25 protein-coding genes are annotated in these 25,801 nt (G+C 46.3%); 4 read left to right on the plus strand and 21 right to left on the minus strand.

Annotated elements, in window-relative coordinates; genetic code table 11:
• Positions 1-29: 29 nt before the first annotated feature.
• Positions 30-470 carry a MarR family winged helix-turn-helix transcriptional regulator gene (locus GON22_RS20890; protein ID WP_160398055.1) on the minus strand — a complete coding sequence of 147 codons (441 nt, stop codon included), beginning with the start codon at positions 468-470 and terminating at the stop codon, positions 30-32.
• A 255-nt stretch (positions 471-725) separates the two neighbouring features.
• Between GON22_RS20890 and GON22_RS20895 the strand changes: the two genes are divergently transcribed.
• Entirely contained in the window at positions 726-884 is a 159-nt protein-coding gene (locus tag GON22_RS20895; protein ID WP_160398056.1) for a hypothetical protein, read from the plus strand.
• A 266-nt stretch (positions 885-1,150) separates the two neighbouring features.
• On the opposite strand, the gene GON22_RS20900 is transcribed toward GON22_RS20895, so the two are convergent.
• The 12 genes from GON22_RS20900 to GON22_RS20955 form a co-directional block, all read right to left on the minus strand.
• Entirely contained in the window at positions 1,151-2,623 is a 1,473-nt protein-coding gene (locus tag GON22_RS20900; protein ID WP_160398057.1) for a nucleotidyltransferase family protein, read from the minus strand.
• A 40-nt stretch (positions 2,624-2,663) separates the two neighbouring features.
• On the minus strand, positions 2,664-3,458 hold the full coding sequence (locus GON22_RS20905; RefSeq protein WP_160398058.1) for an ABC transporter permease: 795 nt from the start codon (positions 3,456-3,458) through the stop codon (positions 2,664-2,666).
• Between the two features lie 3 nt (positions 3,459-3,461).
• A complete protein-coding gene (locus GON22_RS20910; protein WP_160398059.1) occupies positions 3,462-4,253 on the minus strand; it encodes an ABC transporter permease in 792 nt (263 codons plus the stop codon).
• Complete coding sequence (locus tag GON22_RS20915) at positions 4,253-5,272, minus strand: ABC transporter ATP-binding protein (protein ID WP_160398060.1); 1,020 nt, start codon at positions 5,270-5,272, stop codon at positions 4,253-4,255. The genes GON22_RS20910 and GON22_RS20915 overlap by 1 nt, the downstream gene beginning before the upstream one ends.
• Positions 5,273-5,376: 104 nt before the next feature.
• Complete coding sequence (locus GON22_RS20920) at positions 5,377-6,036, minus strand: hypothetical protein (protein ID WP_160398061.1); 660 nt, start codon at positions 6,034-6,036, stop codon at positions 5,377-5,379.
• A gap of 1 nt (position 6,037) precedes the next feature.
• Positions 6,038-6,682, minus strand: coding sequence for a dTMP kinase (gene tmk / locus GON22_RS20925; RefSeq protein WP_160398062.1), 645 nt, complete (start codon positions 6,680-6,682; stop codon positions 6,038-6,040).
• Between the two features lie 23 nt (positions 6,683-6,705).
• Positions 6,706-7,257, minus strand: a complete 552-nt coding sequence (locus tag GON22_RS20930) for an orotate phosphoribosyltransferase (RefSeq protein ID WP_160398063.1) — start codon at positions 7,255-7,257, stop codon at positions 6,706-6,708.
• 42 nt (positions 7,258-7,299) lie between these two features.
• Entirely contained in the window at positions 7,300-7,857 is a 558-nt protein-coding gene (locus GON22_RS20935; protein ID WP_202113385.1) for an adenine phosphoribosyltransferase, read from the minus strand.
• Between the two features lie 12 nt (positions 7,858-7,869).
• The gene (locus tag GON22_RS20940; RefSeq protein WP_160398064.1) at positions 7,870-9,375 is read right to left on the minus strand and encodes a class I adenylate-forming enzyme family protein; all 1,506 of its coding nucleotides are present in this window, start codon (positions 9,373-9,375) and stop codon (positions 7,870-7,872) included.
• Positions 9,372-11,699: a beta-ketoacyl-[acyl-carrier-protein] synthase family protein gene (locus GON22_RS20945; protein ID WP_336604345.1), complete on the minus strand. Its 2,328-nt coding sequence runs from the start codon at positions 11,697-11,699 to the stop codon at positions 9,372-9,374. The genes GON22_RS20940 and GON22_RS20945 overlap by 4 nt, the downstream gene beginning before the upstream one ends.
• The gene (locus tag GON22_RS20950) at positions 11,686-11,931 is read right to left on the minus strand and encodes an acyl carrier protein (protein WP_160398066.1); all 246 of its coding nucleotides are present in this window, start codon (positions 11,929-11,931) and stop codon (positions 11,686-11,688) included. The genes GON22_RS20945 and GON22_RS20950 overlap by 14 nt, the downstream gene beginning before the upstream one ends.
• 258 nt (positions 11,932-12,189) lie before the next feature.
• Entirely contained in the window at positions 12,190-12,912 is a 723-nt protein-coding gene (locus GON22_RS20955) for an IMP cyclohydrolase (RefSeq protein ID WP_160398067.1), read from the minus strand.
• A 504-nt stretch (positions 12,913-13,416) separates the two neighbouring features.
• Here GON22_RS20955 and GON22_RS20960 point away from each other — a divergent pair.
• Positions 13,417-13,767, plus strand: a complete 351-nt coding sequence (locus GON22_RS20960) for a RidA family protein (RefSeq protein ID WP_160398068.1) — start codon at positions 13,417-13,419, stop codon at positions 13,765-13,767.
• Positions 13,768-13,880: 113 nt separating this feature from the next.
• Here the strand turns inward: GON22_RS20960 and GON22_RS20965 are convergent, their stop codons facing one another.
• From GON22_RS20965 to ftsE, 7 genes are all read right to left on the minus strand, one after another.
• Positions 13,881-16,070, minus strand: coding sequence for an alpha-galactosidase (locus GON22_RS20965; RefSeq protein WP_160398069.1), 2,190 nt, complete (start codon positions 16,068-16,070; stop codon positions 13,881-13,883).
• 162 nt (positions 16,071-16,232) lie between these two features.
• Complete coding sequence (locus GON22_RS20970; protein WP_160398070.1) at positions 16,233-17,723, minus strand: PDZ domain-containing protein; 1,491 nt, start codon at positions 17,721-17,723, stop codon at positions 16,233-16,235.
• Positions 17,724-17,746: 23 nt separating this feature from the next.
• Positions 17,747-17,908: a hypothetical protein gene (locus tag GON22_RS20975; protein WP_160398071.1), complete on the minus strand. Its 162-nt coding sequence runs from the start codon at positions 17,906-17,908 to the stop codon at positions 17,747-17,749.
• Positions 17,909-18,065: 157 nt separating this feature from the next.
• Complete coding sequence (locus GON22_RS20980) at positions 18,066-19,529, minus strand: S41 family peptidase (RefSeq protein WP_160398072.1); 1,464 nt, start codon at positions 19,527-19,529, stop codon at positions 18,066-18,068.
• A 183-nt stretch (positions 19,530-19,712) separates the two neighbouring features.
• Entirely contained in the window at positions 19,713-20,927 is a 1,215-nt protein-coding gene (locus GON22_RS20985; protein ID WP_160398073.1) for a peptidoglycan DD-metalloendopeptidase family protein, read from the minus strand.
• A gap of 12 nt (positions 20,928-20,939) precedes the next feature.
• Positions 20,940-21,857, minus strand: a complete 918-nt coding sequence (gene ftsX / locus GON22_RS20990; RefSeq protein ID WP_160398074.1) for a permease-like cell division protein FtsX — start codon at positions 21,855-21,857, stop codon at positions 20,940-20,942.
• Positions 21,847-22,533 (minus strand): cell division ATP-binding protein FtsE, encoded by a 687-nt coding sequence (ftsE, locus tag GON22_RS20995; RefSeq protein ID WP_160398075.1) that lies wholly within the window; start codon positions 22,531-22,533, stop codon positions 21,847-21,849. Before ftsE ends, ftsX begins: the two co-directional genes overlap by 11 nt.
• A 296-nt stretch (positions 22,534-22,829) precedes the next feature.
• Here ftsE and GON22_RS21000 point away from each other — a divergent pair, with 296 nt between their 5' ends.
• Entirely contained in the window at positions 22,830-23,687 is an 858-nt protein-coding gene (locus GON22_RS21000; RefSeq protein WP_160398076.1) for a hypothetical protein, read from the plus strand.
• Between the two features lie 138 nt (positions 23,688-23,825).
• The gene (locus tag GON22_RS21005) at positions 23,826-25,295 is read left to right on the plus strand and encodes a VanW family protein (RefSeq protein WP_160398077.1); all 1,470 of its coding nucleotides are present in this window, start codon (positions 23,826-23,828) and stop codon (positions 25,293-25,295) included.
• A gap of 203 nt (positions 25,296-25,498) precedes the next feature.
• Here GON22_RS21005 and GON22_RS26230 read toward each other — a convergent pair whose 3' ends face one another.
• Positions 25,499-25,588 carry a putative holin-like toxin gene (locus GON22_RS26230; RefSeq protein ID WP_237179280.1) on the minus strand — a complete coding sequence of 30 codons (90 nt, stop codon included), beginning with the start codon at positions 25,586-25,588 and terminating at the stop codon, positions 25,499-25,501.
• Positions 25,589-25,801 lie beyond the last annotated feature (213 nt).

Consider the following 25,801-nt stretch of genomic DNA (forward strand, 5'->3'; position numbering starts at 1 on the left):
TCCTCTTTCTCTATGTCATCCAGCTAGTTCTAGGTGTGAACGAGTACCGCAGCAAGCTTCTCATAAGTCTCGATGAACGCCTTCGCTTCCTTGTTGTCAAAATGAATCAAATACTGCCCGAGCAGCTCCTCCAGCTTGCTGTCAAACAGCCGTGTTATCTGCTCCCCCTCAGGCGTCAGCACCAAGTACGTCACGCGGCGGTCCTTCTCATCTGGCACACGCTCAATCAATTGCTTGTCGAACAGCCGTGTGATGATCGCTGTTATCGAGCTTTTGCCGACACAGAAAATGTCCGCAAGCTCCGATGAAGTTGAACGGCCATTTTCGCGCAAGTAACGCAGGGTCGCACTTTGGTCTGCAGTAATGCCATCAGGCAAAACGTCCCGGATCATCGCGTTCAGCCTGCGGTTTACCGTAAAGGAGGCGGCAATATAGCGGTCGATGGTCTGCTGCAATCGTTCTCTGTCCATTGGTTTGCTCCTTTTTGTATCGTTAATTCTTAGGTTGTTCGATTGTTGAATAGTTGCAATGTAGAATAGTTCTACTGTTGAACTATACCAAAGCGAACCACTTGCCGTCAATCGAACAAAATGTGAACGGGCGCAGGCGGCGAATGGGGCGGGTGATGAAAAACAGCGAGTAGAACAGTTGGTGATATACGTTAGGAGACATTAAAAAGAGGGAGAAGAATTGGGTATAGGTTAAGCAGGAGGGCGTGAATAAAAATGAGGAGCGGATTAAAGCAGGCATTTATGAATAAATTAGAAATGACGAAACTATCTGATAATTTCAGCAGCAATGCCAATGAGTTCGTTCATCAAAATGAGGGAGAGAGAAACTTAATAAACTACAGATTAACTGGCGGATGTAAACAAGCACTTTAAGCGAGAGAAGAGAATGACAATCCAGTTAAAACATTAATGACGCTAAACCATACATCTTCGATTAAGAGACAATCTAAATTTTCACAATTAAATCAATTAAAGCCCAAGCTATTCAACAAAGACTTGGGCTTTAAGAGTATGGGGCGATTCCAAAAGACTCCGACAAACTCCATCCATGCAACAAACGCAACTTAAAGTTGTTAAGCCGAAGCTAATCTAATGCTCGTTTAAGTGATGGAGACTCAAATATACTGTATTGATCCATGTTATATCTCTAAAATCCACTGCTTCGAAAAGTCACTCCATTCACCTATAGTAAGGCAGTAACCATGAGAAGTTGTTTCCTTGAGAAACAAATTGAATCCCACGTATTTTGAAGAATCCTCGCAGAAACATAACTTCGCTAACTGGTCGTTACTGATCCGGCGTTGAACCCTTAGGCTACCATCAGTTTGTTCAAGCACATCTTTCGTTTCTTGTTGCGTTCTAAAAACTTCATATAATTGGTAAAGCGTTGGCGAAGATAGGAGTTCAACCAATCCGATCTCCAGAAAAAGATCATTTTCCCGCTCCCTTAGTTGTCGCGGAATCGAACATATCAAATCCACCCCTTCTTCGTGACGGACAAATCGAAACGGGATAACCCCTCCATGCTTTTGATCAACAAGTTCTTTTTCATTATTTTCCTTAAGTAAATAACGATATGGATTGACCGAATCGAGAAACTTCCCTTTGATCTTGGTTATAACCTCCCCCCAATGATTAGAGTCTCCATCAAATATTCTTTCTTCAATTCGACTTTCCCAGAAGAATTTCGGACGAAAGTGAGGAGGAACTGGTTTCTTATCAAAAAGCAACCTTATGACTGCAGAAACGCCTGAGGCTGGATGTATTCTTTCAAGATCATGTAAAATATCATAAACAATATCCTCCATCAGAAACATTTTCATCTCACTCTTTACTGCATCCCAATCTAGGGAAGCATGTCTATAAAGTATGAAAAAATGCAAATCCATATAGTCCCTAAGCCTTGGACCGTCACTCCAATGTGTGTTGTCATATGTATTTTCGCATAGTATCAAGAACACAAGATGACTAGGCATTGTCGGCAAAATCATCCTATCATTCACTTTCGTACTCTCCCTGCACCGCATAATCCTCATTAGATGTTCCTGTCGATTGATAGTTCCATGGATAAATCTTTGTATCTCAACGCAGATGATTTTACCGTTATCCGTTTCTTTATAGAAACCAAAATATTCGTGATGACCAAACTCCTTCAGCGTAAGTCTATCCAACGGCAGAAAGTCGCCTCTACTCTTTTCAATTAAATGTTTGTATCCGAGTTTTAAGAGCAAGTGATACATCTTGGATGCATCACTCTCGTTGATGAATATATCAATATCCTTAGTCTTTCTTAAGTAACAGTTTCCGTATATTTGTTCAGACATTATCGGTCCCTTCAGGAAAATAATCGGAATATCCCCCGATTGAGTTTCCTGAAATATAATCTCCATTTCCACAAGCAAGAGATCAATCCAATTCTTTTGTTCTGCAAACAACTGATCAAAAGCATTAGAACGCACAGGTAAATTTAATGTTTGATATTTATGGTAAAGCCAAGGGAAAACATTATGCTTCGTTGCTGAAGTAATAATCTCAGATTCATCACCTACACGTGATAAATATTGTTCTGAAAAGCATTCATTTAGTAAACGCTTATTTTTTTCTGTAAGCATATAACGCCTTCCTTCCAGGTTAATATACTTTATGCAATTCCTATCCACCAGCGCCTTCATATTTCTTCAAACCTTTATTCCAAATCCACAACGTAAATAAAAAAAACAATGGCCCTACAACAGGAGCGAGCATCCCAAGGCATAATTGAACAGTGCCAACATCTCGCGATAGCAGAAATAAGCCAGGATAATAATTAATGAAGCCCAATGGTATTACCACTGTTAAAATAACTTGCATTACTATGTTATATAAGGAAATAGGATACGAGATAAATTCTTTTAATTTGAAATAAAGCCCTAATAAATATTGCGATCGTACAAAAACAAATCCCCATACGCCGATTAAAACCAAAAATGATGCTTGAAGCAACGAACTACTAATGATGATACATATAAAATAGATGGCCCTACCCCAACTCCACACTAAATCAACTTGTGTAACTGACCACACCATGACGGATCCAGAAATTAAAATATGCGCAATATATCCGACATTGAAGTTCTGTGCAACAAGAAACGAAAATGGATTTAAAGGCTTGGTTAAGTAGTTATCAAACTTCCCAGATGTAATTAGAGAATCCATCTCGACCATTGGACTAAACACAAAAGATGCTCCAATTGCATATGTAAACACATTAACGCTGTAAATGAGCGCCAAATCTGGCCATTCCCACCCCTGTATTGACTCAAACCTTTGCAAGAGCAAGAACAAAATCAAATAATTCGCTCCATAGCCAATGATTTGGCCTACTACCCCCATGAGAAATGCCCCTCTATATTCCAGACGGGTTTTCATTTTCAACCGCACAAATTTGAAGAAGAGCTCCACTGTCATAAACTACCCACCTTGAACCGTTAGATTCTTAATTGCCTTTGTCCATAAGACCCACACAAGAAACAGCAATCCTATTGTCCACAAAGAACCCAGACCTAGACAATACAACGCTTTTTCCAATTCCAATTTTTCCGCAAATATAGCGGATGGTACATATCCTAGATATTGAAAGGGCAAATTTTCCGCCATTGTGCGCCAAACTCCCGAAAAGAACCACAGAGGTAAAAAGGAACCCGAAAATACAAGCACTAACGCCATTACTGTCCATTCCACAGCAAATGTGGTTAAAAACCAAAATGCGACTAAACCAATCAGATAACCCAATAAAAATGAAATACCCAAAGCTAATAAAATACTGAATGCAAACATTAACCAATATTTCGGGTCATCTGGGAACCGGATATCAAACAACATCCATGCAATAATTAAACTCGGCATTACTGTGAAAATTAAATTAAATAGAACATTGCCAAGTTGTTGAGAAAATAATATTAGAGGGAAATAGATAGGCTTTAGCAAATCGACTGCAATATTTCCATCATTAATTTTGTTGTCAACTTCTCGGAACACCTGAGTCATCAACACACTAACCACCAATGTGCTCACAATAGAATACGTGACCATATCCTGGAGACTAGTACCGGTACCATCTACCGCAGAGGATGAAAGTAGCGCTTTCCAGATTGATATTTGAATAAATATAGTCACCAGGTTCCCAACCACCCTCAACCACACCTCTGAGCGATATGCCAAGTTTCGAGAAAATGATTTTAACGCAACGGATAAATACACCATTACAATATTTCTCCTGCGGAATTATTAATAACAGATGATTCTTTTAAGCTAGCGTATAGGATACGAATAACCTGCTCAATGTCAGGCTCTACGATCGAAATATCTTCAATTTCATATTTAGCTGTAAGTTCCGTGAATAATTGTAAAGATGACGCTTGTTTTCTAGGTACCATAAACTTTTTCACTTTGCCATCGTCCAACAAAAGAGTTCCACCCTGTAAAGAAAGCGGTCCCGGATCCTTCGCGAACTTTAATGTGACAGTCTTCTCATTTCCGAGTTTCTCCTTAAGTTCTTGAACCTGTCCATCAAAAATAACTTTGCCTTCATTAACAATAAGCATGCGCTGACATATTTCCTCAATATCCTGCAGATCATGCGTCGTCAATAAAATAGATGTTTTTTTCTCTCTGTTCACTGTCCTTAGGAACGTACGTATTCGATCCTTGGCCAATACATCGAGTCCGATCGTCGGCTCATCCAGAAATAAGATATCAGGTTCATGCAATAATGCTATTGCAACCTCAGCTCTCATACGCTGTCCCAGGCTTAGCTGACGAACGGGCCTATCCAGAAACTCCCCCATATCCAAAAGCTCCTTACAAAATTCCAAATTAGCCCCATACTTGTGTTTTGGTATTTTATAAATATCCTTGCTCAAATCAAAAGAATCTTTAACAGGAAGATCCCACCACAACTGACTTCGCTGTCCGAATACCACCCCCATTCTCCTTGCAATTTCTTTTCTATTCATATAAGGCACTTGCCCGCATACTCGCAGTTCTCCTGAGGTTGGAACGAGTATCCCAGTAAGCATTTTTATCATAGTAGATTTCCCCGCTCCATTTGGTCCCAAATATCCAATAGCTTCACCTACATCCAGTTTGAAAGAAATATCTTGAACTGCCCGTTTAATTGTATGTTCCGTAGTAACTAAGCTTTTGAACGCCCCAAAAAATCCTGAATACCGTTTATATTGTTTGTACTCTTTCGTGAGGGACGTCACTTCAATAATCGACATTTTCATATTCCTCCAAATCGAAACAAATTAGGCGACTGCTCTCCAGTCTATTTAGAGAGCGATCGCCGCATACTTCATTACTTTTCAACTGTCACTCATCCTGTTTAATGAAAATCTACCTGCAGTCGACTAATATGCTCTAATCCAACACGAAGTTGTTGTCTTGCTCCGTACGTTGGATAGAAAGTTCCACTCTCGGGTTGATAGATCCGCGCGTTCGGGAACATCGCTTTTCCTCGGATGAACAACGTTAAGCAGTGCTCATCGACACTTTCATTTATGGTCTGATGAGCTATATCAAGCATACCAGAATACGTGTCACCTTCCGATAAAACCCTATCACCTACTAATGACAGCTCAGCCTTCTTCTCTTGCTCATTTACATTTAGGATCCGATAAGACTTATCACGATACGCCCCTTTTAGAATGAGCGTGGAGTAGAGCCATTTATGGCTGTGCACTTTAGCCGTCGTTTCCCCATTCAATTTTTTATGCTTAAATCGATGAATTCGAATTCGGAACAAATCTTCTGGATGCATATAAAGCATGAATTTATCCATTGTAATGCGTGGATAATTCATATGCGGCTCGTACTCTTCTAGTAACTCGTTATTAAGCAGGATAGTTTCACACCGTTCCCGAATTATCTCCGGTTGACGTCCAAACTCATACAAAATTTGTTCGACAGCCCGACTATCACGATAGCTTTTATCATTCCAATCAACGTTGCGCTCCAGCTCATTCACAAATGAGTTCCAGCTCATTTCACGCCCCCCCTGTGCCATTCAACAGACCGTCAACTGCCACTTTGATATCTTCAAAAGCTTTCATTGGACTTCTTGTAGTATCAATCGAAATAATTCCCATTTCATCGACTAATTTGCAAAATTGTTCAGTGACATCGCGATGAAGATTCTCATTCAAGTAACAATCTTTCTCTGACTCTCTTTCTTTAACACGAGAGATCGAAAGATCAGCAGAAACATTTGCTAAAAATACAAGATCAGGTTTTGGCAGATACTTCATGACATCAAAAAACCATGTTTCGTTCAAGTAACCCCTTGCACGCATATTCGCAATGGAAGTATATACATAACGGTCACTTACTACAATCTTCCCTTCCCGAAGGGCAGGGATAATTTCTTCGTGCGCGTGCTGCATTCTCTCTGATAAAGTTAGCAACAATACAGCTCTGTAATCAACATTTGGATTAGGCGTGTACATCATCTTTTTAAAAATATCCATCTCCCTAACGATGTCACGCGGCTGTTTCGTAAATACAAGCTGTTCCGACGGATATCGAGTTAACAGCTCTTTATACAGCAGCTCAATCATTGTCGATTTACCGCTGCCATCTACGCCACACATCGCGATCAGTTTACCGGGACTTTGATGAGGTTGCATCGACATCTTCTCACCACTTCCTTCTCTAATTATTCCGATAACAATAAGTCATTTATTTGGTACAAGCTGATTAAATTAACACCAGCTCTACGAAGCTTCTCTTTTGCACCACGCTCTCGATCAACTACCGTAATTGCTAATTCCACGGCGGCACCCTTCTCCTTGATTAACGATAGACACCGAATCAGTGTATCTCCGCTGGAAGATACATCGTCTACCAAGACGTAACGCTTTCCTGCCTGAATTGACGTATCAACTAGCCCATTAATTCCGTGAGCTTTACTTGCTTTGCGAATATAGACCCCGTGTAATGGTTTTCGTTCCAGCTGAGCCAGTACAAGCAGAGCACTAATAATAGAAGTAGCCCCTGTATCTTCACCCGCAACAGCATGAGCACCATCCTCTTCAATATGCTCTATCATCCGTCTGGCCACTGCTGTTAGCGCTAATGGGTTGCTTGTAATCACACGTCCATTAACAAAAAACGAAGTCGGCGTACCATCTTTCATCGTAAACGGACCGCGCTGAACTGCTAGACGCACGATGTCTAGCAGTTCAGCTTCATGCAAAATAGAATCCATCTTCATTCCCCCAAATAACTGCGGCAAGTTTCCGTATTCATATTAATTGCCGAGAACTGTTACGCCGCTCTCTTCAACTTTAATTTTAAGAACGGTTTTCACATCAACGCCAGTTTTTCTCTTTATAAACTCCACCCCTTGGTTCTCAGCCTTTTCTACCAAAACAAGAATTTCAGCAATTTCGGCTCCCCGCTGACGCACAGCATTTATTAAGGACAGCAATGTACCGCCTGTACTAATCGTATCATCTACAATAATCACTCGATCTCCAGGCTCAATTCCATTAACATACAAATTACCTTTATAATATTCACACGCAATAGGAACATTGACCTCTGTTGGCAAATGATACGGATACCAACGAGCGATTGCCAAAGGAAGCCCACGTATTAATGAAACTGCCGTACTTAAAGCAACTCCTTTGTCTTCCTCGGTTAATATTTTGTTCCCGCTCCATTCACCAACCTTTATCAACTCATGTGCAGCATGCCACAACAACTGCGGTCTCAATGCTGGAATTTGATCCGTCATTTCATTTATCGTAGTAAGATATTCTCCAGTTCGCATTACACTAGCTTTTTGATATGCCTCGGCCAACAAAACAATTCCCCCTCAATTCATCTCCGAAAGATAATAAGATCGCATAATTTTGCCCGATTCAGTACGTTGCAGCTTATTTATAAAATTAATAAGTTTCGGTATTTTATATGCAACAAGATGCTGTCGGCAATATTTAATAAGGTCATCTTCTGAAATGATTTCACTTTTTCGCGTTACAACAAAAGCTTGTACAACTTCATTTCTTCCATCATCCTTCTTAGGCAACACAAGACATTCTTCTAGCCAACCACTTTGCATTAGAACATCTTCTACTTCAGATGGATCCACTTTATTCCCCGCAACGTTTATAATCCACTTCTTGCGCTGCGCTAAATATAGATACCCTTCTTCATCAAGCCAACCCAGGTCCCCTGTCGGAACACCAAAAGGAGTTGCAAGCACACACGCCAGCTCCTCGGCAAGGCTCCAATACCCTGAAGGAGCGTATGCCCGCGCAATATAAACTTCACCTATTTGGCCACGTGGCAATATAGCACCCGTTTCATCAACTATTGAAATCTTGACACCTGGTAACGGTTTACCCGCCGACTCAGGTTTGAGTGGATTATCATTTAATGACACAACACCACCCTCGGATAAACCATACTCTTGCAACAAGTGCACGTTAGTACTCTTGTGAAATGCATGTGCCGTTTCTTCCGTCAGTTTCACACCGCCAGCATATGCTAAACGCAAACTCTTCAACTGTTGTTCGGCATTCTCTGACCTACTGATGCCCATATACAAGTAAGGTACTCCAATTGCAATTGTAGTTTTATATTCTGAACATATATCTACGAACTGTTTAGGACTAAATCCCTTAGATACGATAATTAATGCCCCGGTGTAAATCGCCGCCCTCCAAAACGCACATGCATAACTATGATGAAGTGGACTTGTGCACAGCACATTATCTGCCGGTCCCATATCAGTACGAAGCGCCACCGATTGCGCCTCATCTACTAAATTGCCAATCGCTCGAGCAATTGCTTTTGGCGTTCCCGAAGAACCAGAAGTCAAATGAATAAGGGAGAACGTTTCCGGAAATTGAATTGGAATGTTGGTGTTTTCTGAGACATTATGAACAATAGGTTTTGTTACCATTTGCCCAGAAATCGTTAAAAAATGAATTTTTTTGTCCCATTCCACAAAATATGATTCATTCAAATCCGTGCATACATAATGTGGTCCAAAAAGATCAATAAGCTTTCTTCGTTCAAATGGTTTTAAGTCAACTGCCGCAGGTAGCACTAGGGCGCCAGTTTCCATTGCCGCTATCATAGCCGCTATAAAATATCGCGCTTCCCGGCAATAAATCAGGATTCTCTTCCCTTGATTTACTCCAACTCCTCTCATTTCACGTTGAATGTTTTCGACTAATAACAATAATTCAGAATAGGAAGTAACAGTATCCTTTTCAATTATTGCAGACCGATTAGGAGTTGCCTCGGCATGCAGTTTTAACCTATCGTAAAACGCTACTATTGAAATTAAATTCCTGTCGTCTACTTTTGTCATCGAACACCTCGTAATGAGTGACGAAGTAAAAAACTATTCACAGCACCTCGGTTCGATGCTGAATAACACCAAACAAGCCTTTCGTCAGAACCTCCAGCTCGGAGCCTTTCAGAAGCCTCAATTAATGTCAAGGAAGCACTAGCCCCCCACGTATGTCCGCGCAACCGTTCAGAACTATCCCAAATAGGTATGTTAGAGCGTTCAAGACCGAATTGGGCAAGCACGGCCGTTTCTCCCTCGATTTGTTTGGATAAGCTCATACCATTCGGATGCGTACATATTGACCTCAATACATCTAACTGGTGAATCCCAGCTTGTTGACAAGCCGATTGCAACGACTTTCTTAAAACAGTCTCAAACGAATTGAAGCTCCCAACCGGTTCGAAGCAACTACCCACGCCTACAATTTCAATGACCGACTCTTCGGATAATTCATATTCTTTTTCGGCGACCAACACCAACATTGAGACTGCCTCAGAAAGTTCTTGTTCTCCATTGCGATATAACGGATGCTGTTCAACTGCAAACTCGGATATCTCATCATAGCCACCAACAACCATACCCTCAGCATTGCCGCGCCTTATTTGATCAAAAGCGTAGCGAATAGCATCCCCCCCTGAATGGCTTCCTATTGCAAATGTGGAATTAATGCCTCTTAGTTGATGCTTTATAGCCGCAAACGTTGACGGTGCATTAAATGTATTCTTTGTCGCGTCGTTCGGATTTATGGCGCGAGGACCATGTGACAAAAGAGTAGACAACAACCGTTCCCCCGTACTTTGTGAACCATAGAAACTCTCAAGCGCAACACCAAAGCGATCATTATCCAGTCCAACTAACTCTAACTTTGCGTACTTTATCGCTTCACCAATTGTTTTCACCACAAGTGACGCCACACGATCATAGGTCGGATCAGGCGTTTCTTCATTAATTAAATTAATTATCGTCCCATGACGAGTGAATCGTTTAGTTGCACTATCATCAGGAATTAAAGTGGACCATCCCTTAATCACAACAGAGGGATACATTGTTTTATCCCGACTAACGGAATGCCCCTTCTCTAGGACGGATGATTTCGTATCATCAGCTAACGTTGTTGCCAGCAGCAATGATGCATTTACCCCACCAAAGCCTAGCGAGTTTGACATCGCATAGGTTAAAGGAATGTCTTCAGATGAGTCCTTGATAAATCGAAAAGGAAATGCCCGTTCCGGCTCACTGAGATTAGCTGTTGGAGTAAGCTGTTGCTTGTATAAACTAAGTGCAGTTACTATGGCCTCTAGGCTACCTGCCGTGCCTTGCAAATGCCCCGTAACAGACTTGACGCCATTGACCGCAACGCAGTTAGCATGTTTTCCAAAGAAAATAGATAAAGATTCCATTTCTTTCAAATCATTTGCAACAGTCCCAGTTCCATGGCAATTCACGTATTCAATCTGCTCTCTCTCTATTCCAGATTGGGAAATCGCAGTAGTCATCGCTCGTACTAGTCCCTCACTCTTCGCTCTTGTCATATGAAATGCATCACATGACACACCGCAGCCAAGCACCTCTGCATATATGGTTGCGTTTCGCTTCTGTGCGCTATCCAATGATTCCAAAACTAGAATACCTGCGCCTTCACCGAGCATCATACCGTTCCGATTAACATCGAATGGCCTGCATAAGTCGTTAGATACAATTCGTAACGAGTTAAAAATAGCGAATGGCACCTCAGCAATGGAATCAGTCCCGCCCGCCAGTATTCGTTCGGCAACCCCGTCTCGAATCAGTTCAGCTGCATATCCTATGCTCATGGTTCCAGAGGCACACGCCGCAGACATAGTCACCACAATGCCATGAAGCCCAAATCTAGCAGCCACGGCTCTTGCCGCACCAGCATAGTAAGCTTGCGAACTTAGCATCAAACGTTTATTTGAAAGATTTATTGAATCCCGACTTCCCTCAATTTTATAAAGCTGCTCACCAGTAACCCATCCAGCACTCGTTGTTGAAAGAACTAGACCCACACCTGATAGCTGCTCTTTGTTCAATCGGGCATCTTTCAGAGCTTGACTAGTTGCATCAAGAGCTAATCTCACAGCCGGGTCAGCATTCCTTAAATAAGAACCCTTTACCGTGTCCATTCGTGAGAAAGCTCCCTTACGCGCCCTATATCTGTCGGCACTAAAACGAGTGGGTTCTCCAAATGGTTGTTCTCCAGCACGCAGCCCGCACCATAATTGTTCAATACCAGAACCCAGCGCAGTGGATGCACCAATTCCTGTGATTACTACTCTATTACTAACTGATTTGCTCACTTTCTGCTCCCTATACATGAACATTGTTAGCCAATAAAAGTGATATTGCCCCCTCTATTGTCCGCAATTTCTCCATATCTTCATCATCGATTGTAATATCGAATTTTTGTTCTAACTCGAAAGCTAACGACAGCATATCCAAAGAATCGGCACCCAGTTCATGAAAAACGTCAACATTAATGGGAAATTCAGACAAGTTTAACTTCAATGTCGTGCTAAAAATCAACTTCAGTGTTTGTTCCAAATTTATATTCATATAAATTTCCTTTCAATAAATTAATATAGTAATACTGGCAAATTAGTGTTGAAATACAGCTCTTGATTTATTATAATAAATCAAGAGCTGTGATCTAAAATGGGCATGACAAAGATAACTTCTTTGTCGTGACAAAGAAATCCCGCTCTAACCGGTAACCTTTTCCTTGTGCCCGCCAAAGCTTATAGGAAAAGGTTATTTGATTTGTTTTCCAATAATAGTATAAACTAACATGAAATATATTGTCAACATTACTATTTACTGTGTATTTTTATTTCTTATAACGATTTGTACATCCTCTGTCGCAATGTCAATTGTTTTGACCAACAACGAAATTCTATTATCGGGATCGAGCAGATTCCAATATTGATCCGCAATATTATCAATTTCCCCATTCAGAGCAACCTTGAATGGCTCCCCTATAAATGAAGGCAAGGGTGTTCCGTCCCCTAAGTAAGTATGTATGCAGTGCCCTATTCCCGGTGTAGCCTTCTGGTAATTATAATAAAACCTTCCACAACCATCCTCATTGATGCGTTTTAAAATAGAAAGTTGATACGCATAACTCCCATTATTCCTGTTCACTAATCCCGTTATTCTAGGCGTATAATTCGGCGCATCGGGTTCAAATTCACGCGTAAGCAGCGCCTCTTCAAGGGTGCCTCCCGCGGAGATTATGTCATACACTGTATCCGTCTGGTCACCGTTCGAAACAATATGATTACCATTGACTGATTTCAACGGATAATAAATGATAAGTGACGGATCAATTAACTTAGCTGGGTCAAGTGCTTCAGTTTTAATGAAATCGTTTTCTTTAATAAACTGACGATTTCTACTGTTCTCGCTGCGCCCCATAATCCAGTATACCTGTACAAACCGTTCCCCCCGCTCATCCATACCAATGACAATGCCGCGACCTAAATATGAATTATTGTGAATTTGGGCCAGATTATCATATGCTTCTTGTAAAGAACTCATTTTCTCGCCTCTCCTTCTAAATCATAGTCTTATTATTACGACATTACATAAAATTGTCAATGACACATTTCGTTTCCACAACTAAAATACCAATTAACTCCTCAATATGCTTTATCACGCTCAAAATAATTCTTGTTGGACTATTAAAACTCAGAAGAGATTCCTAAAGTCATTTTTATATAATTAATCAAATATTAATCTTATTAAAATGCAAATATTATTTTATTACGAGCTTGAAATAAAGGAATATGATAATCATGATTGATACATTTAATTAAATTTCTCAGTAAGGAAAAGAATTTTATATAAGTATCGACTAACTGGTCTCCTTTTCATTTCCAGCCTTTAGAACCGATAAGCAACAGCTTGTTGTTCAGCCAAATTATGAAACCATATATTTATTAACATGTTAAATTTCTTTATTCTGAATAAATATTGCATTTATCGAACACTTGTTCTATAATCTCCTCGAAAGTCAATTATTTTACAAGGAGCCAATTGACGATGATCAAACACATCCCTACACCCTATAGTTATTCATCAGCTGTTGTGGCAGGAGAGAATGTATTTTTAGGGTTGCACCGCGGATTCGGCGAGACGTTTACTCAACAAATTCACGATACTTTCGAGCATCTTAAAAAGACGCTTTCGCAATGCAATATATCGCTGGAGCATGTCGTAAAGGTAAATGTATACCTGAAACACATAGCCGACTTGCCTGAAATGGAAAAGGTTTTTTGCGATTATTTCGAAACAGATCGTTTTCCTGCGAGAATGACGACCACAACCGCATTCATCGATTCCGATTGCCTGCTCATGATTGATGGAATTGCCTACAACCCAATCTCTCAATAATCCAAGCACAAAAAAATGCCGGAGAGCAGCCTTGCGTTGCCCTCTCGGCATTTCCATTCAACCTTATCAACCTGCATATGCCCACAATCGATCACACAGGCTGCAGCAACTCCTTATTCAGCAACGAATTGCAGCAAAATGCTCGCAAAGTCGTGATGGAAGAGCGGCACCGCAATTCCTGCATACATCAGCTCGTCGCCTCCGTACACACGGTCCGTGCCAACTAGCTGGTAATTGAGTGATGGGTCTAATCCTTTGAGCTTGATTCGCCCGAATGGCGAGTGCGGCTCATTAAGCACTTGAACATAAACAGCCATAGCTTCGCGCTTGTTTTTGGAGACGGACATCCATGAGGACTGATTCCCTTCAAATGGGCTAAGCAAGCGATAGAAATCCCCGAATTGAACGAGTTCGCGAAGCGCTTTGTACATGATGATCTGCTCCCTCACGATGCCCTTCTCTTCGTCCGTAAATTTGGTCAAATCCAACTCATAGCCAAAGTTGCCGGACATCGCGACATGGCCACGCGTCTCCAGTGACGTGATCCGCCCCACCTGATGGTTCGGCACTTCCGACACATGCGCGCCCATCGCGCTAATCGGATAAACAATGCTTGTGCCGTATTGGATACGGAGGCGAGAAACCGCGTCGGTGTTGTCGCTCGTCCACGTTTGCGGCATGTAATAAAGCATGCCGGGATCGAATCGCCCGCCGCCGCCAGAGCAGCTTTCGAACAAAATGTTCGTGAACGCAGACGTGATTGACTCAAGCACATTGTACAAGCCAAGCATATAACGATGCGCCGTCTCGCGTTGGCGATCTGCTGGCAATAGCGCCGAACCAATCTCCGTCATGTTGCGGTTCATATCCCATTTGACATACGTTATCGGTGCGCTCCTCAGCACATCAGATACGGTGTCAATCAAATATTGCTGTACATCTTCACGGCTAAGGTCCAATACAAGCTGATTCCGCCCCTGCGTACGGTAACGCCCCGGCACATGCAGGCACCAGTCTGGATTGTTGCGATATAGCTCGCTATCCGGCGAAATCATTTCCGGCTCAAACCAAAGCCCGAAATGCATGCCTAGCTTATTAACGCGGCTCACTACATCCTTCAAACCGCCCGGAAGCTTACGCTCATCCACAAACCAGTCGCCAAGCGAGCTATTATCGCTGTTGCGTCGGCCGAACCAGCCGTCATCCAATACGAACAGCTCCATGCCTAGTTCACTGCCAACCTCTGCGATCGCTTCCAGCTTGTCTGCGTCAAAGTTGAAGTAGGTCGCTTCCCAGTTATTCACAAGCACCGGGCGCACCGAGTCACGGAACGTTCCACGGCACAAGCGCGTGCGGTACAATTCATGATAAATGCGGGACATGCCGCCAAGGCCGTCTGGCGAGTAGACGAGCACCGCCTCCGGCGCTTGAAACACTTCGCCCGCCTCCAGTTTCCAGCCGAAATCGAATGGATTAATGCCCATGAATAGGCGTGCTGTTCGGAACTGGTCGACTTCAACGCCGCCAATAAAGTTGCCGGAATACACGAAATTTACGCCATATGCATCCCCATAGTCTTCGGTTGCTCCGTGTTCAAGCATCGCTACGAACGGATTTTGCATATGACTGCTGGAGCCACGGCGGCTTTCAATGGATTGCATGCCTGGACGCAGGGACCGGCGGAACACATCGCGTTCACGCGCCCAAGAACCCGATAGATGAAGCATGTCATAACGGTCGTGCTGGAAATCAACACTCATCGACAGAACTCGTTTCAACGTTACTGTCTCCACCCCTTCGTTAAGAAACGATACCGAGCGGGTAATGGCGTCCAGCTCATTGAACACTGTATACGTCAGCATAACAGCTAAACCCGACAGGCTGTCCCGTAGCGTAACGCGAAGCGTATCCGCTTCCGAATCCGCCTCCGCATAAGTGGCCGGCAGCCCTTCAAGTGACGGCTTTCCTTGTACGATTTCATGCGATTCATAACGAAGATCTGTTACTGTCGAGCCGTTCGCATACTGCACTTCGAATGCTGGCGTGCGATAATCCGAATTCCCATAGCTTGGATACTCATGCGGCATCGTGTCGAACGAAATTTCATGCCGCTCCGGCAATGGGTTTGGCGAGAACGACGCTCTCTCTTGGCGGCTGGCCAGCGTGTGCAACTGATTGCCGCGAATGCGGCGGCCCCAATATAAATGGGAAGGATATCTTCCCTCAATAAGTTCGAATGCGTAGCTTGTAGAGCTAGATTGCAGATGGAAGAGCTGTCTGGCAGCATCGTATTGAATGGTCACGCCTGTATCCCCATTTCATCCTAATGTAGTGATGCTCTCACACTATTGTGAATCCACATAAAAAAAGAATGCGCATAATGAGTTCATTATGGCATTCCAGCATCCGTTTGAGTATGGAGGTTTTCGAGTTATATATGGACAAATGTAGCGCAGTCAACTCTGTCACTTATGGCGCGAGCGACGGGAAGGCGTGCGAGGCTCAAGTTGTTCGCCCTTCAATATTGTGATTTCTTCGCCAGGCTCTTCCCCTGCCAGGAGAACCGCCACCTCATCAACCGTTCCCTTCGGCAAATCGCCTGATCCTGCCGGGAGCGCGAGGGCAGCCGCTTGCTCCATCGCCGCCGCCCCTGCCTGCGAAGCACTGTACGCTGATTCACGGCGGTTCGCTGCACGCCCACGCAGGAAGAGTTCAAACAACGAGCCTGGTGATGGCTCTGCATAATATTCGGCATGGTCATCTGGCGCCAGAATAACGCCCAACTGGTGATGCTCCCCTGCGTATCGTGCCCGTTGGACGAAACGCTGCTGCCCATCCCGATTCAGCACCTCTAGCTTACAAAATGCCGAATTTCGGTGCAGTGCATCATACAGCTGTTCCTTGGTCCGAACGCGCATGCCATTTACTTTATGCAGCATCTCTCCACTCTGCAGCCCCATCAGCGCAGCTGGCGTTCCCGGAACGACGCCGAGCACCATCAGGCCGCGCTCGTCATGGACAAAAATCGGCGTCGCTTCGGTTTCCTTCCGATTGCTTAGCCATATTAGCAACTCATGGAGCACAAGCGCTCCGAACGCCGCCACGGGCAATAAAGCAGGCAGCCACGCAGCTGCAAGCGCAAGCAGTACAACCGCGATGCTGTACCACAATAGCGATTTTGCCGCATGGCGTGCCTTATGCTCTGGCAACTGCGAACGCGTCCACTCTGTGAAGCCGATCACCATCGGTACCGCTGCAAATGACCAGCCCAGAGTCCCAGTTCCTGCTGAATCACCAGATAGCCAAGGCAACAACGGTGTCCACGGCAGTTGTACGCCACCTTCACTTGTCGGCACCAACAACAGCAACGGCACCGCCCAGTAACCTTGCATCCGGTAAGCGCCAATCAGCTTGCCGCGCTTGCCTTCCATGAATAGCGGCGTTGCAAATTTAGAACCTTGCCGCCGAACGAGAAGCGCCTCTGCACCATGCAACAGCGCTACGAGCAGCAAAACAGCCGGGATATCGATTGCCGCCAGCGAAGCAGCCATATCCCCTAGCCAATCGCTGCGGCCTTCCAATTGGATAAACAGGTTCAACCATTGCAGCAATCCTAACACGCCTGCCGCATAAGCGAAGCATAAATACCGAACACGGATAAGGGCAAGCACGCCTGCCGTCCCCCATAGCCATAGCGCCGCTTCCGTCGTTAAAGATGCACCAATGAGGATAGACAATCCAGATAAAATAACTCCCGCTACCAAGCCCGCTACGATTGTTCTAACGAGCAGCAGCGGCCATGCATGCAACCGAACATGGAACAACCGGCGTTCCATTGCCGTCCCGCGTATATAAATAAGGGCAATTAATAATAAGGCAATATAATAAAACGGCTGTGCAAGCGCATGAAGCACACCGTCTCCAATTAATCGCAGCCACTCCATCGCTGCATTCAAACGATCATCTCCTCCGGGTGGATTTACTCTGTCAACCGAATAAAGAACGCTCCGCACAAATAGACAGAGCCGACCTTTACTAAATTCGACATTTGTAACGATATTCCTGCACTATGCCGTTCGGCAGCCATTAGCCGCATTTTGGCATTTCCCCTCATCATGAACAAACGAAAAGGGACGCTCAACGCGAGCGCCCCTCCCCCTAATTCTATAGCCAACGGCATGCCGGCGTTTTGTCGTTGCCCCAAATGCAGCAGCAGCACTAGCCCACTACTGCCACGCTAGCTTGCTGCCTTTACACTAGCCCGCCGCCTTCATACCAGCTTGCTGTCCTTACACTAGCTAGCTCGCTGCCTTATTCAGCTTCTGCTGAACAACGTCCAGCGCCTTGTTCAGCTGCACATCATGCTTCGCGTCGCGAATCCACGCCACAATTGCCTTCTCGATCGCGTCCGCTGTTGCGTTATTCACAACCCCGTCCACCGGCAAGCTCGAAGCTTGCTGGAACTGGCGAACCGCTTGATCGGTTGCCGCGCTGAAGTAGCCGTCGCTTCGGTCCACCTTGTAGCCGAGCGCCTTCAGCATCAGCTGTAAGCTGCGGACATCGTCACCAAGCTGATCCTTGCGCAGCTCAGAAGAGCGAGACAGGCGCGCTGCCTTGTATACGGCAGGCGGAGAAATTTCAATCGTAGGCGAGATGCCTTTCTGATGCACCCACGTACCGCCCGGCGTAAGCCACTTGGCGATCGTCATTTTGACCATGCTGCCATCACCGAGCGTTTTGTCATAGCTCACCTGAACCGTCCCTTTGCCGAACGTCTTCGTGCCCACCAGCACCGCTCCAGCCGACTCTTGCAATGCGCCTGCGAGAATTTCCGATGCGCTTGCGCTGCCTTCGTTCGTAAGTACGGCAATCGGATACGTGCGGCCCTCTCCTTTGGAAACCGTCTTCTCCCGTTTGCCGGTCCGGTCCTCTACCTGAACAAGCGTTTTGCCCTTCGCAACAAATGGCTCAACGACCGAGAGTACAACGGGAAGCACGCCGCCCGGGTTATTGCGTACATCGATGACGAGCCCCTTCATCCCTTGGCTCTCCAGCTTCTCCAGCTCTTGTGCAAAACGTTCGCCTGTATTCATCGAGAACTGGCGAATTTCAATGAGGCCGACGTTGCCATTCTTCATCGAGGCATACACCGTCTCTACATCAATATCGTCGCGGACAAGCTCCAGCCGAATTGGCTTTAACGTGCCGGAACGCTGGATTTCGAGCTTGGCTTTCGTGCCTCTTGGCCCACGAATCTTCGCCACTGCATCATTTAGCTGCAGCCCCTCCAGCTTGTCTCCGTTGACCGAGAGGAGGACATCCTTCGGCTGCATGCCCGCACGTTCTGCCGGAGACCCTTTTATCGCTGAGATTACAACTACTTTGCCATTCTCAAGCGTAACTTCTGCACCGATGCCCGAGAACGAGCCGTCAATCGATTCCGAGAAATGCTTCGCCGTATCCTTCTCCATATAGACGGAGTAAGGGTCGCCAAGCGATGTCATCATGCCGGCAATGGCGCCGTTGACGACCTCCTCGCGATCGACTTCTTTGTAATATTTGTTTTCAATCAAGTTCATCACCGCACCAAGCTTTGCTTCTTCCTTGCCACTGAGCCCCTCATCAGCAGCCGGCTCGCCTCCAGCTGGTACGCCATTTAACCGTTTCGCAACCCAGCTCTCCGTCACCACTAACGTCCCAAGCACGGATATCACCATAGTAAAAGCCACAAACACCGCTACGGTACGCAATTTGAAATGCATGTCGTCACCACCTTGTCTTTCCATCTCCATTGTTCGGAACCATCCCTTAAGAACGCCCCGTTTCATCACAACTAGTAGTATATGACAAGCCTTTCCGTTTTATTTGGCAAATTCTCAGATATAAGGAAAGGAGCCACTCGCGTGACTCCATTCCAAGACTACTATAATCAATCAATGATTGCATTATTTCAAATAACCCGTTGGGTCCTTCGGCGTGCCGTTCACGCGCACCTCAAAGTGCAGATGGTTTCCTGTGGAGTTGCCGGTCGAGCCGACCTCGGCGATTTTCTCGCCCCGCTTCACATTCTCGCCCACTCTCACCTTAATGCCGCCTGTCCGAATATGGCCATATAGCGTCCACAAGCCGTTGCCATGGTCCAAGATAACCGTGTTGCCATAACCGCTTGTCCAGCCTGCCGTAATGACAACGCCCGATTCAGCCGCATAGATGTTGGTACCCGCAGGAGCCGCCATATCAAGACCCGCATGAAGCTTCTTCGTATGATAAATCGGATGAATACGATAGCCAAAGCCAGAGCTTAAGCGATAAGAATCCTTCAGCGGAACGCCAAGCTTGCCTCCTGTGTAGAACACCGTTTGTTTCTTCTGCGCTTCGCGCTTCTTGCGCTCCAGATCAGCCGTCTTCTTCGCGAGGTCGATCAACAGCTGCTCCTGCTCCTCGCTAATATCCTCAAGCTCTTCCATCTGTTGTTTGTATTGCGCAATCATCGCTTCCTTGTTCTTCTCTTTCACAACAAGTACGCTTTGGTATGCGCCAAGCTTCTCATACATTCCCTTTACATCCTTGAGGTTCTGCTCAACCTCTGCTTTCGCCTTCTGGATGAGCGCCTTGTCCTTCTTGTGCTCCTCGAGAATGTTCTTGTCCTGGTTCACAATCGATTGAAGCGCATCGAACCGGTCGATAAAATCAGTGAAGCTCGTCGAGCTCATAAGAACGTCCAGATAGGACACCGTGCCGTTCTGGTACATAATCCGAATGCGCGATTGGAGCATCCGGTCGCGATCCTTCACGCGTTCCTCTGCCGCTTCCAGCCGCTCGCCTGTAGCCATCAGGTCATCCTCAGTCTGATTGATTTGCTGCTGCACGCCATTCATTTGTTGACCGATATCATCCATCTGTTTCTCAAGCTCTTGTACCGATGTTGCTGCCTCATTCTTCAGCGCGAGCACTTCCTTGCTCTGCTGTTCTGCCGACTTGCGTGCGCTCGCCGCATCACTTGCCTGCTGCCTGATTTTGGCCAATTGCTTATTAATCTCGCTCACCTTAGAGGATGCCTCAATCTCCGGCGCTTGGGAACCAGCTTGCCAAGCGGTAGCAGCCATCAGCAGTACCGTCAGTGCCACTATCGTCTTCTTCCACGTTCCATGCCTCTTCACGTTCTCGTTCACCTACACTTTCAAATACTTACGTACTGAAATGGTGCTGCCCCAAACGCCGATCAGCGTTCCAAGCCCTACGATGACGACTGTCAGCAAAAACACGACATCATGGAATTTCACTAGCGTAATCATGGATAGCACGAGATCGAATTGGCTGCTTTGTGAAATTTTCCAATAGCCATACAATAACGCCCCTAGCGTCAGAACAGAGGCCCCAAATCCGATAACGGCACCTTCTATGAAAAATGGCCATCGGATAAATCCGTTTGTCGCACCGACCAGCTTCATGATGCCGATTTCGCGCCTGCGGTGGATAATCGTCATTTTGATCGTATTGGATATGAGGAACATTGCTGTAACAGCCAAACCAATAACGACGATGAAACCAAAGGTTCGAAGCGCTGATGTAATTTTAAATATTTTCTCAACGGTCCCTTGGCCGTATTTGACGTTCGCAATGGGCTTCACCTGGCTTGCATTGTTGATCGCTTTAATCTGGTTCGCGACTGTTGCAATCGTCTGCGGCTCAAACACTTCAACTGTGAAGGAGTCCGGCAGCGGATTATTCGTCTTATCAAACCCTTCTAGCAGGTACTTCCCGTCTTCCCCTAAGCTCTTGCGAAGATTCTCAAGCCCCTGGTCTTTGGACACGAACACGATGCTCTTCACGTCAGGCATGTTGCCAATATCATTGTTAAGCTTATCGATTGCTGCTTGCTCCGTTTCGAGCTGCAAGAACACCCGAATTTGCACCTGGCTTTCTACTTGGTCCGCAAAATGGCTAACATTAAGGGACAGCAGCAAAAACACGCCGAGGATGAAAAGCGAGATAAAAATCGAAGCGACCGAAGCAAACGACATCCAGCCGTTGCGCGCAACGTTCTTGACCCCTTCCCGCAAATGTCTTAACAGGGTCCTAATTTTCATAACCGTACTCCCCTCTTGCTTCATCGCGCACGATTGTACCGTTCTCAATGGCGATGACGCGTTTGCGAAGCGAGTTTACGATCTCGCGGTTATGCGTGGCCATAATGATCGTCGCACCTCGAAAATTAATTTCTTCAAGCAGATTCATAATGCCCCACGAGGTTTCAGGGTCCAAGTTGCCCGTCGGCTCATCCGCAACGATGACGGAAGGATTATTAATAATTGCACGGGCAATCGCTACACGCTGCTGCTCGCCACCTGACAGCTGGGACGGCAAGCTGTTATGTTTGCCTTTTAGCCCGACCATCTCAATCACTTCCATCGTCCGCTTGCGCATATGGCGGCGGGGCGCCTCGATTACCTCCATCGCGAAGGCGATGTTCTCGAAGACAGTCATTTTGGGAAGCAGCCTGAAATCTTGAAAAATAACGCCGATGTTACGACGCACATACGGGATTTTGCGAGGCTTCAGCTTGCCGATATTAAAGCCATTCACCGAGATTTGCCCTTTGGTCGGAACTTCCTCCCGATAGATCAGCTTCATAAACGTAGATTTGCCTGCGCCGGACGGGCCGACGAGGTATACAAAGTCATTGCGGTCTATTTGAACCGATACGCCGCGAAGCGCGTGCGTGCCGTCTGCATACGTCTTCCATATATCCTGCATTTCAATCACGTTATCACATCCTGTAAGTAGTCAGCACAACTATTTCGACAGGAAGAAGCGAAATCCTCTATAAAACCGTCCTTTTCCACCTTTTTTAACAATTCTAATGCAAATGCCATTCGACAAAATCACATTAAAATAATGGTCGAATTTGGAATTAGAATGATTGTTCATATGTAGAGGGCTTTCCCACATGTACGATTGCGGGCTTTAGGAAAACTTTAACTGAAACTGGGCTGCAGCACCGTAACTTCCGGGTTTGTCCAAGCGTTATTAAGTTCAACTAAGGAATGGGAGGAATGATCATGAAGGGGAAGTTACGGACTCAAGGACTGGCTGCGCTCTGTGCACTGCTGTTGTTATCGTCCGCACCAGGTGGCGTGGATGCAGCAAGCAGCAACCCGGCACCAGCGCCGGCGAAGGACTTATTGAAGGAGAACAATCTAGACATCGCTTACGCCAATACCAAAGGAACAATGCTGCTCAGCCTCGGCCTAACGAAGGCGGATGATGCGGAGCGGTATATGCGCGCAATCTGTGAGCCAAACAAACCTTTCGCGATTGTACATTCCGGCTATCAGGCAGGCGATGGCAAAGGAACGGGGCGCCAGACCGCAGCGAACTTCACCCATGAGGCCGGAGCTTTGTTCTACACCATGTGGGGCAGCAAAGCCGCCAATAACCAGTCCTGCATCATCTCTACAACCGAAGCATGGTCGGGCTATACGTTCTTGCCTTACAAAACAGCCAAGGGCGAGAAGCTGTCCGGAGTAACTGTGAAGCGCATTGAAAAGATACGGCAGCGAAAAGCCATCCAGCATGAACGCATTGGAACGATCGGCAAGGACACTGTCGTGGCCGTCGTCCAGTTTGAGCCTCGCAAAGGCGAAAATCCGCTAGCAGGAATAGTGCTGGTCACGCCTGACACGACGATTCTGCTTGATCTGCCCGGCAATAACGATTCAAATTCAACTTGGCGGGTCGACGACGGCGGCGTTATTGAAGCCAGCCAATTCCGCGTGATCGCCTCAGCCAAAGCAGCTAGCGGGTATGCGCTGGGGTTGGAGTGGTTTGGTGCGGAGGGCAATTCCATCTACGTACTGAAACAAACGGGGCGGCGCTTCGAGCAAGTCGAGCATCAAGGGCGCTATATGTCTCCATAACCTCGGCCAAAGCGATTAAACGTAACTGCCCGTGCAACTCTTGATCAACAATAGGCAAGTTTGTGCCGCATGCCTGCATATGTTGGTCAAGTGGACTTGGGCTTGGGTCAGTCGATTAGAGGAGGGCATGATGTCAAAATGAAACGGATGCACATCGTATTCACGGTTGTGTTAGGCTTGCTGCTGCTCGCCTCCATCGGTTGGGGAGCACTATGGATGTACGCTAAGGGAACGGATGTGCCTGATGGCGTGATCGCTGCCGGCATTCCAATCGGCGGCATGGATATTGACGAAGCAGTCGCAGTGGTATCGCAATACGCGACGAGCTGGGAGCAGCAACAGGCGATCGTCAAAGCAAATGGCCAAAGCGGCGATGACCGCGCTTGGACGTTAAAGGAGCTCGGATATTCGGCAGATGTGAAGGAGGTCCTCGCAGCGCTGGAGCAGCTTCGCAAAGGATCGATTGTTGAGCGGGCGCGCTATCGGCATGATTTTGCCCCGAAGCTTGATGCAACATTCTCAGCCCATACGGACGTACTGGCGAATACATTAAAGAAAGAATGGGGCTGGCTAGAGAAGAACGAACCGGTAAATGCGACCCGCACAATTACAGCTAATGACCGCGTCGTCTACACGCCGCATCAGGTCGCTTATCGAGTAGATCGAGCTACGATTCAAGCCAAAATAGAAGAATGGGCAAGGCACACCCAAACCAAGCCGCCAGCAAACCAAGTGGAGATCGCTAAGCTGGCGCAGCAGAAGCTCGAGGTCCCGCTCCCGATCAAGGAATTGGAACCGGAGGTTACACTGCAGAAGCTGGAGGCAGAAGGCATCGACCGCATGATTATGTCCTTCACGACGGATTTTGCGTCCAGTGCAGCAGGGCGGGCCTACAACGTCACAGCGACAGCCAAGACACTTAACAATATAGAGCTGGCACCAGATGAAGTATTCGATTATGGCAAGATTGTCTCGGCAACAGAGAAAAAATTAGGCTATCGCGAAGCGCCCGTCATTCAAAACGGCAAGCTTGTCCCCGGCGTCGGCGGGGGCATCTGCCAAGTATCCAGCACTTTATATAATGCCGTTATTCGGGCGGGCATTGATATCGTCGAGCGGCGCAACCATTCCCTCCCCGTCTCCTACTTGCCGATTGGCCAGGATGCGACGTTCGCGGATGGGGCAATTAACTTCCGATTCCGCAATTCGACAGGCAAGCATCTCATTATTCGCACCGTCGTTGAGAATCGGAAGCTGACCGTCAAGCTGTTCGGAACGATGCCGGACGATGTCCGGTATGATGTTGAATCGGTCAAGGTGAAAACGATCGAGCCTACGGTGAAGGAAGTCGTGAGCGACCAGGTACCCGCCGGTGGCCGTCTCATTCTGCAACAAGGCAAGGTTGGCTATATCGTCGAGACCTACCAAACATACTTCAAAGACGGCGTCGAGGTGTCCCGCAAGCGCTTGTCCCGCGACACGTACAAAGCGCAGCCAACAATGGTCGGCATCGGCCAAGGCGCAACGCCAAAGGACGGAAAAGGTCCAGGCGCGCCTATTGGGAACGAGCCGGACAATGCCATCATCGAGGATGGCGTCGGCGCGTAAGCCGCATAGGAGTATAGAAAACAACGGCGCATACGATGGGCTGGGCATTGAATAAGCATTATAACAAGCAATGGAGCGAGCAATGGAACGAGCATTGGAATGAACAACGGAATGAGCTTAGCTATTTACCCTTATGCGGCGGAATGAATCGAGCTGGGCTCTTCTGCGAATAGGCTTGCGGCCGTGCATCTGCACGGCGCGGCCTATTTCTTCTTCTTATGAAAGGCTAGCACTGTCACGATAAGCATCGCGAACGAAATCATTAGCGTCAGCGCTTGGTACACCTCCATCATCCCACCCCCTTTCGGAGGGCCTCAGCTTGCGGCCGGCTATCCGGCCGCCTTAGATCCGCCTGTCCCCCGATTATAGCAACATTCAACTAAAATAGGAACACATGTTCGCAAAAATAGGAAAAAAGAACGCTCTGCCGATAAGGCAAAGCGTTCTTCAGTATGAGCCTGCTCGATGAGCAACTCATGTTTATCGTATATCGATGAACCGCAAGC

The sequence above is a fragment of the Paenibacillus sp. MMS18-CY102 genome, from assembly GCF_009789195.1.
Taxonomy (GTDB): Bacteria; Bacillota; Bacilli; order Paenibacillales; family Paenibacillaceae; genus Paenibacillus_T.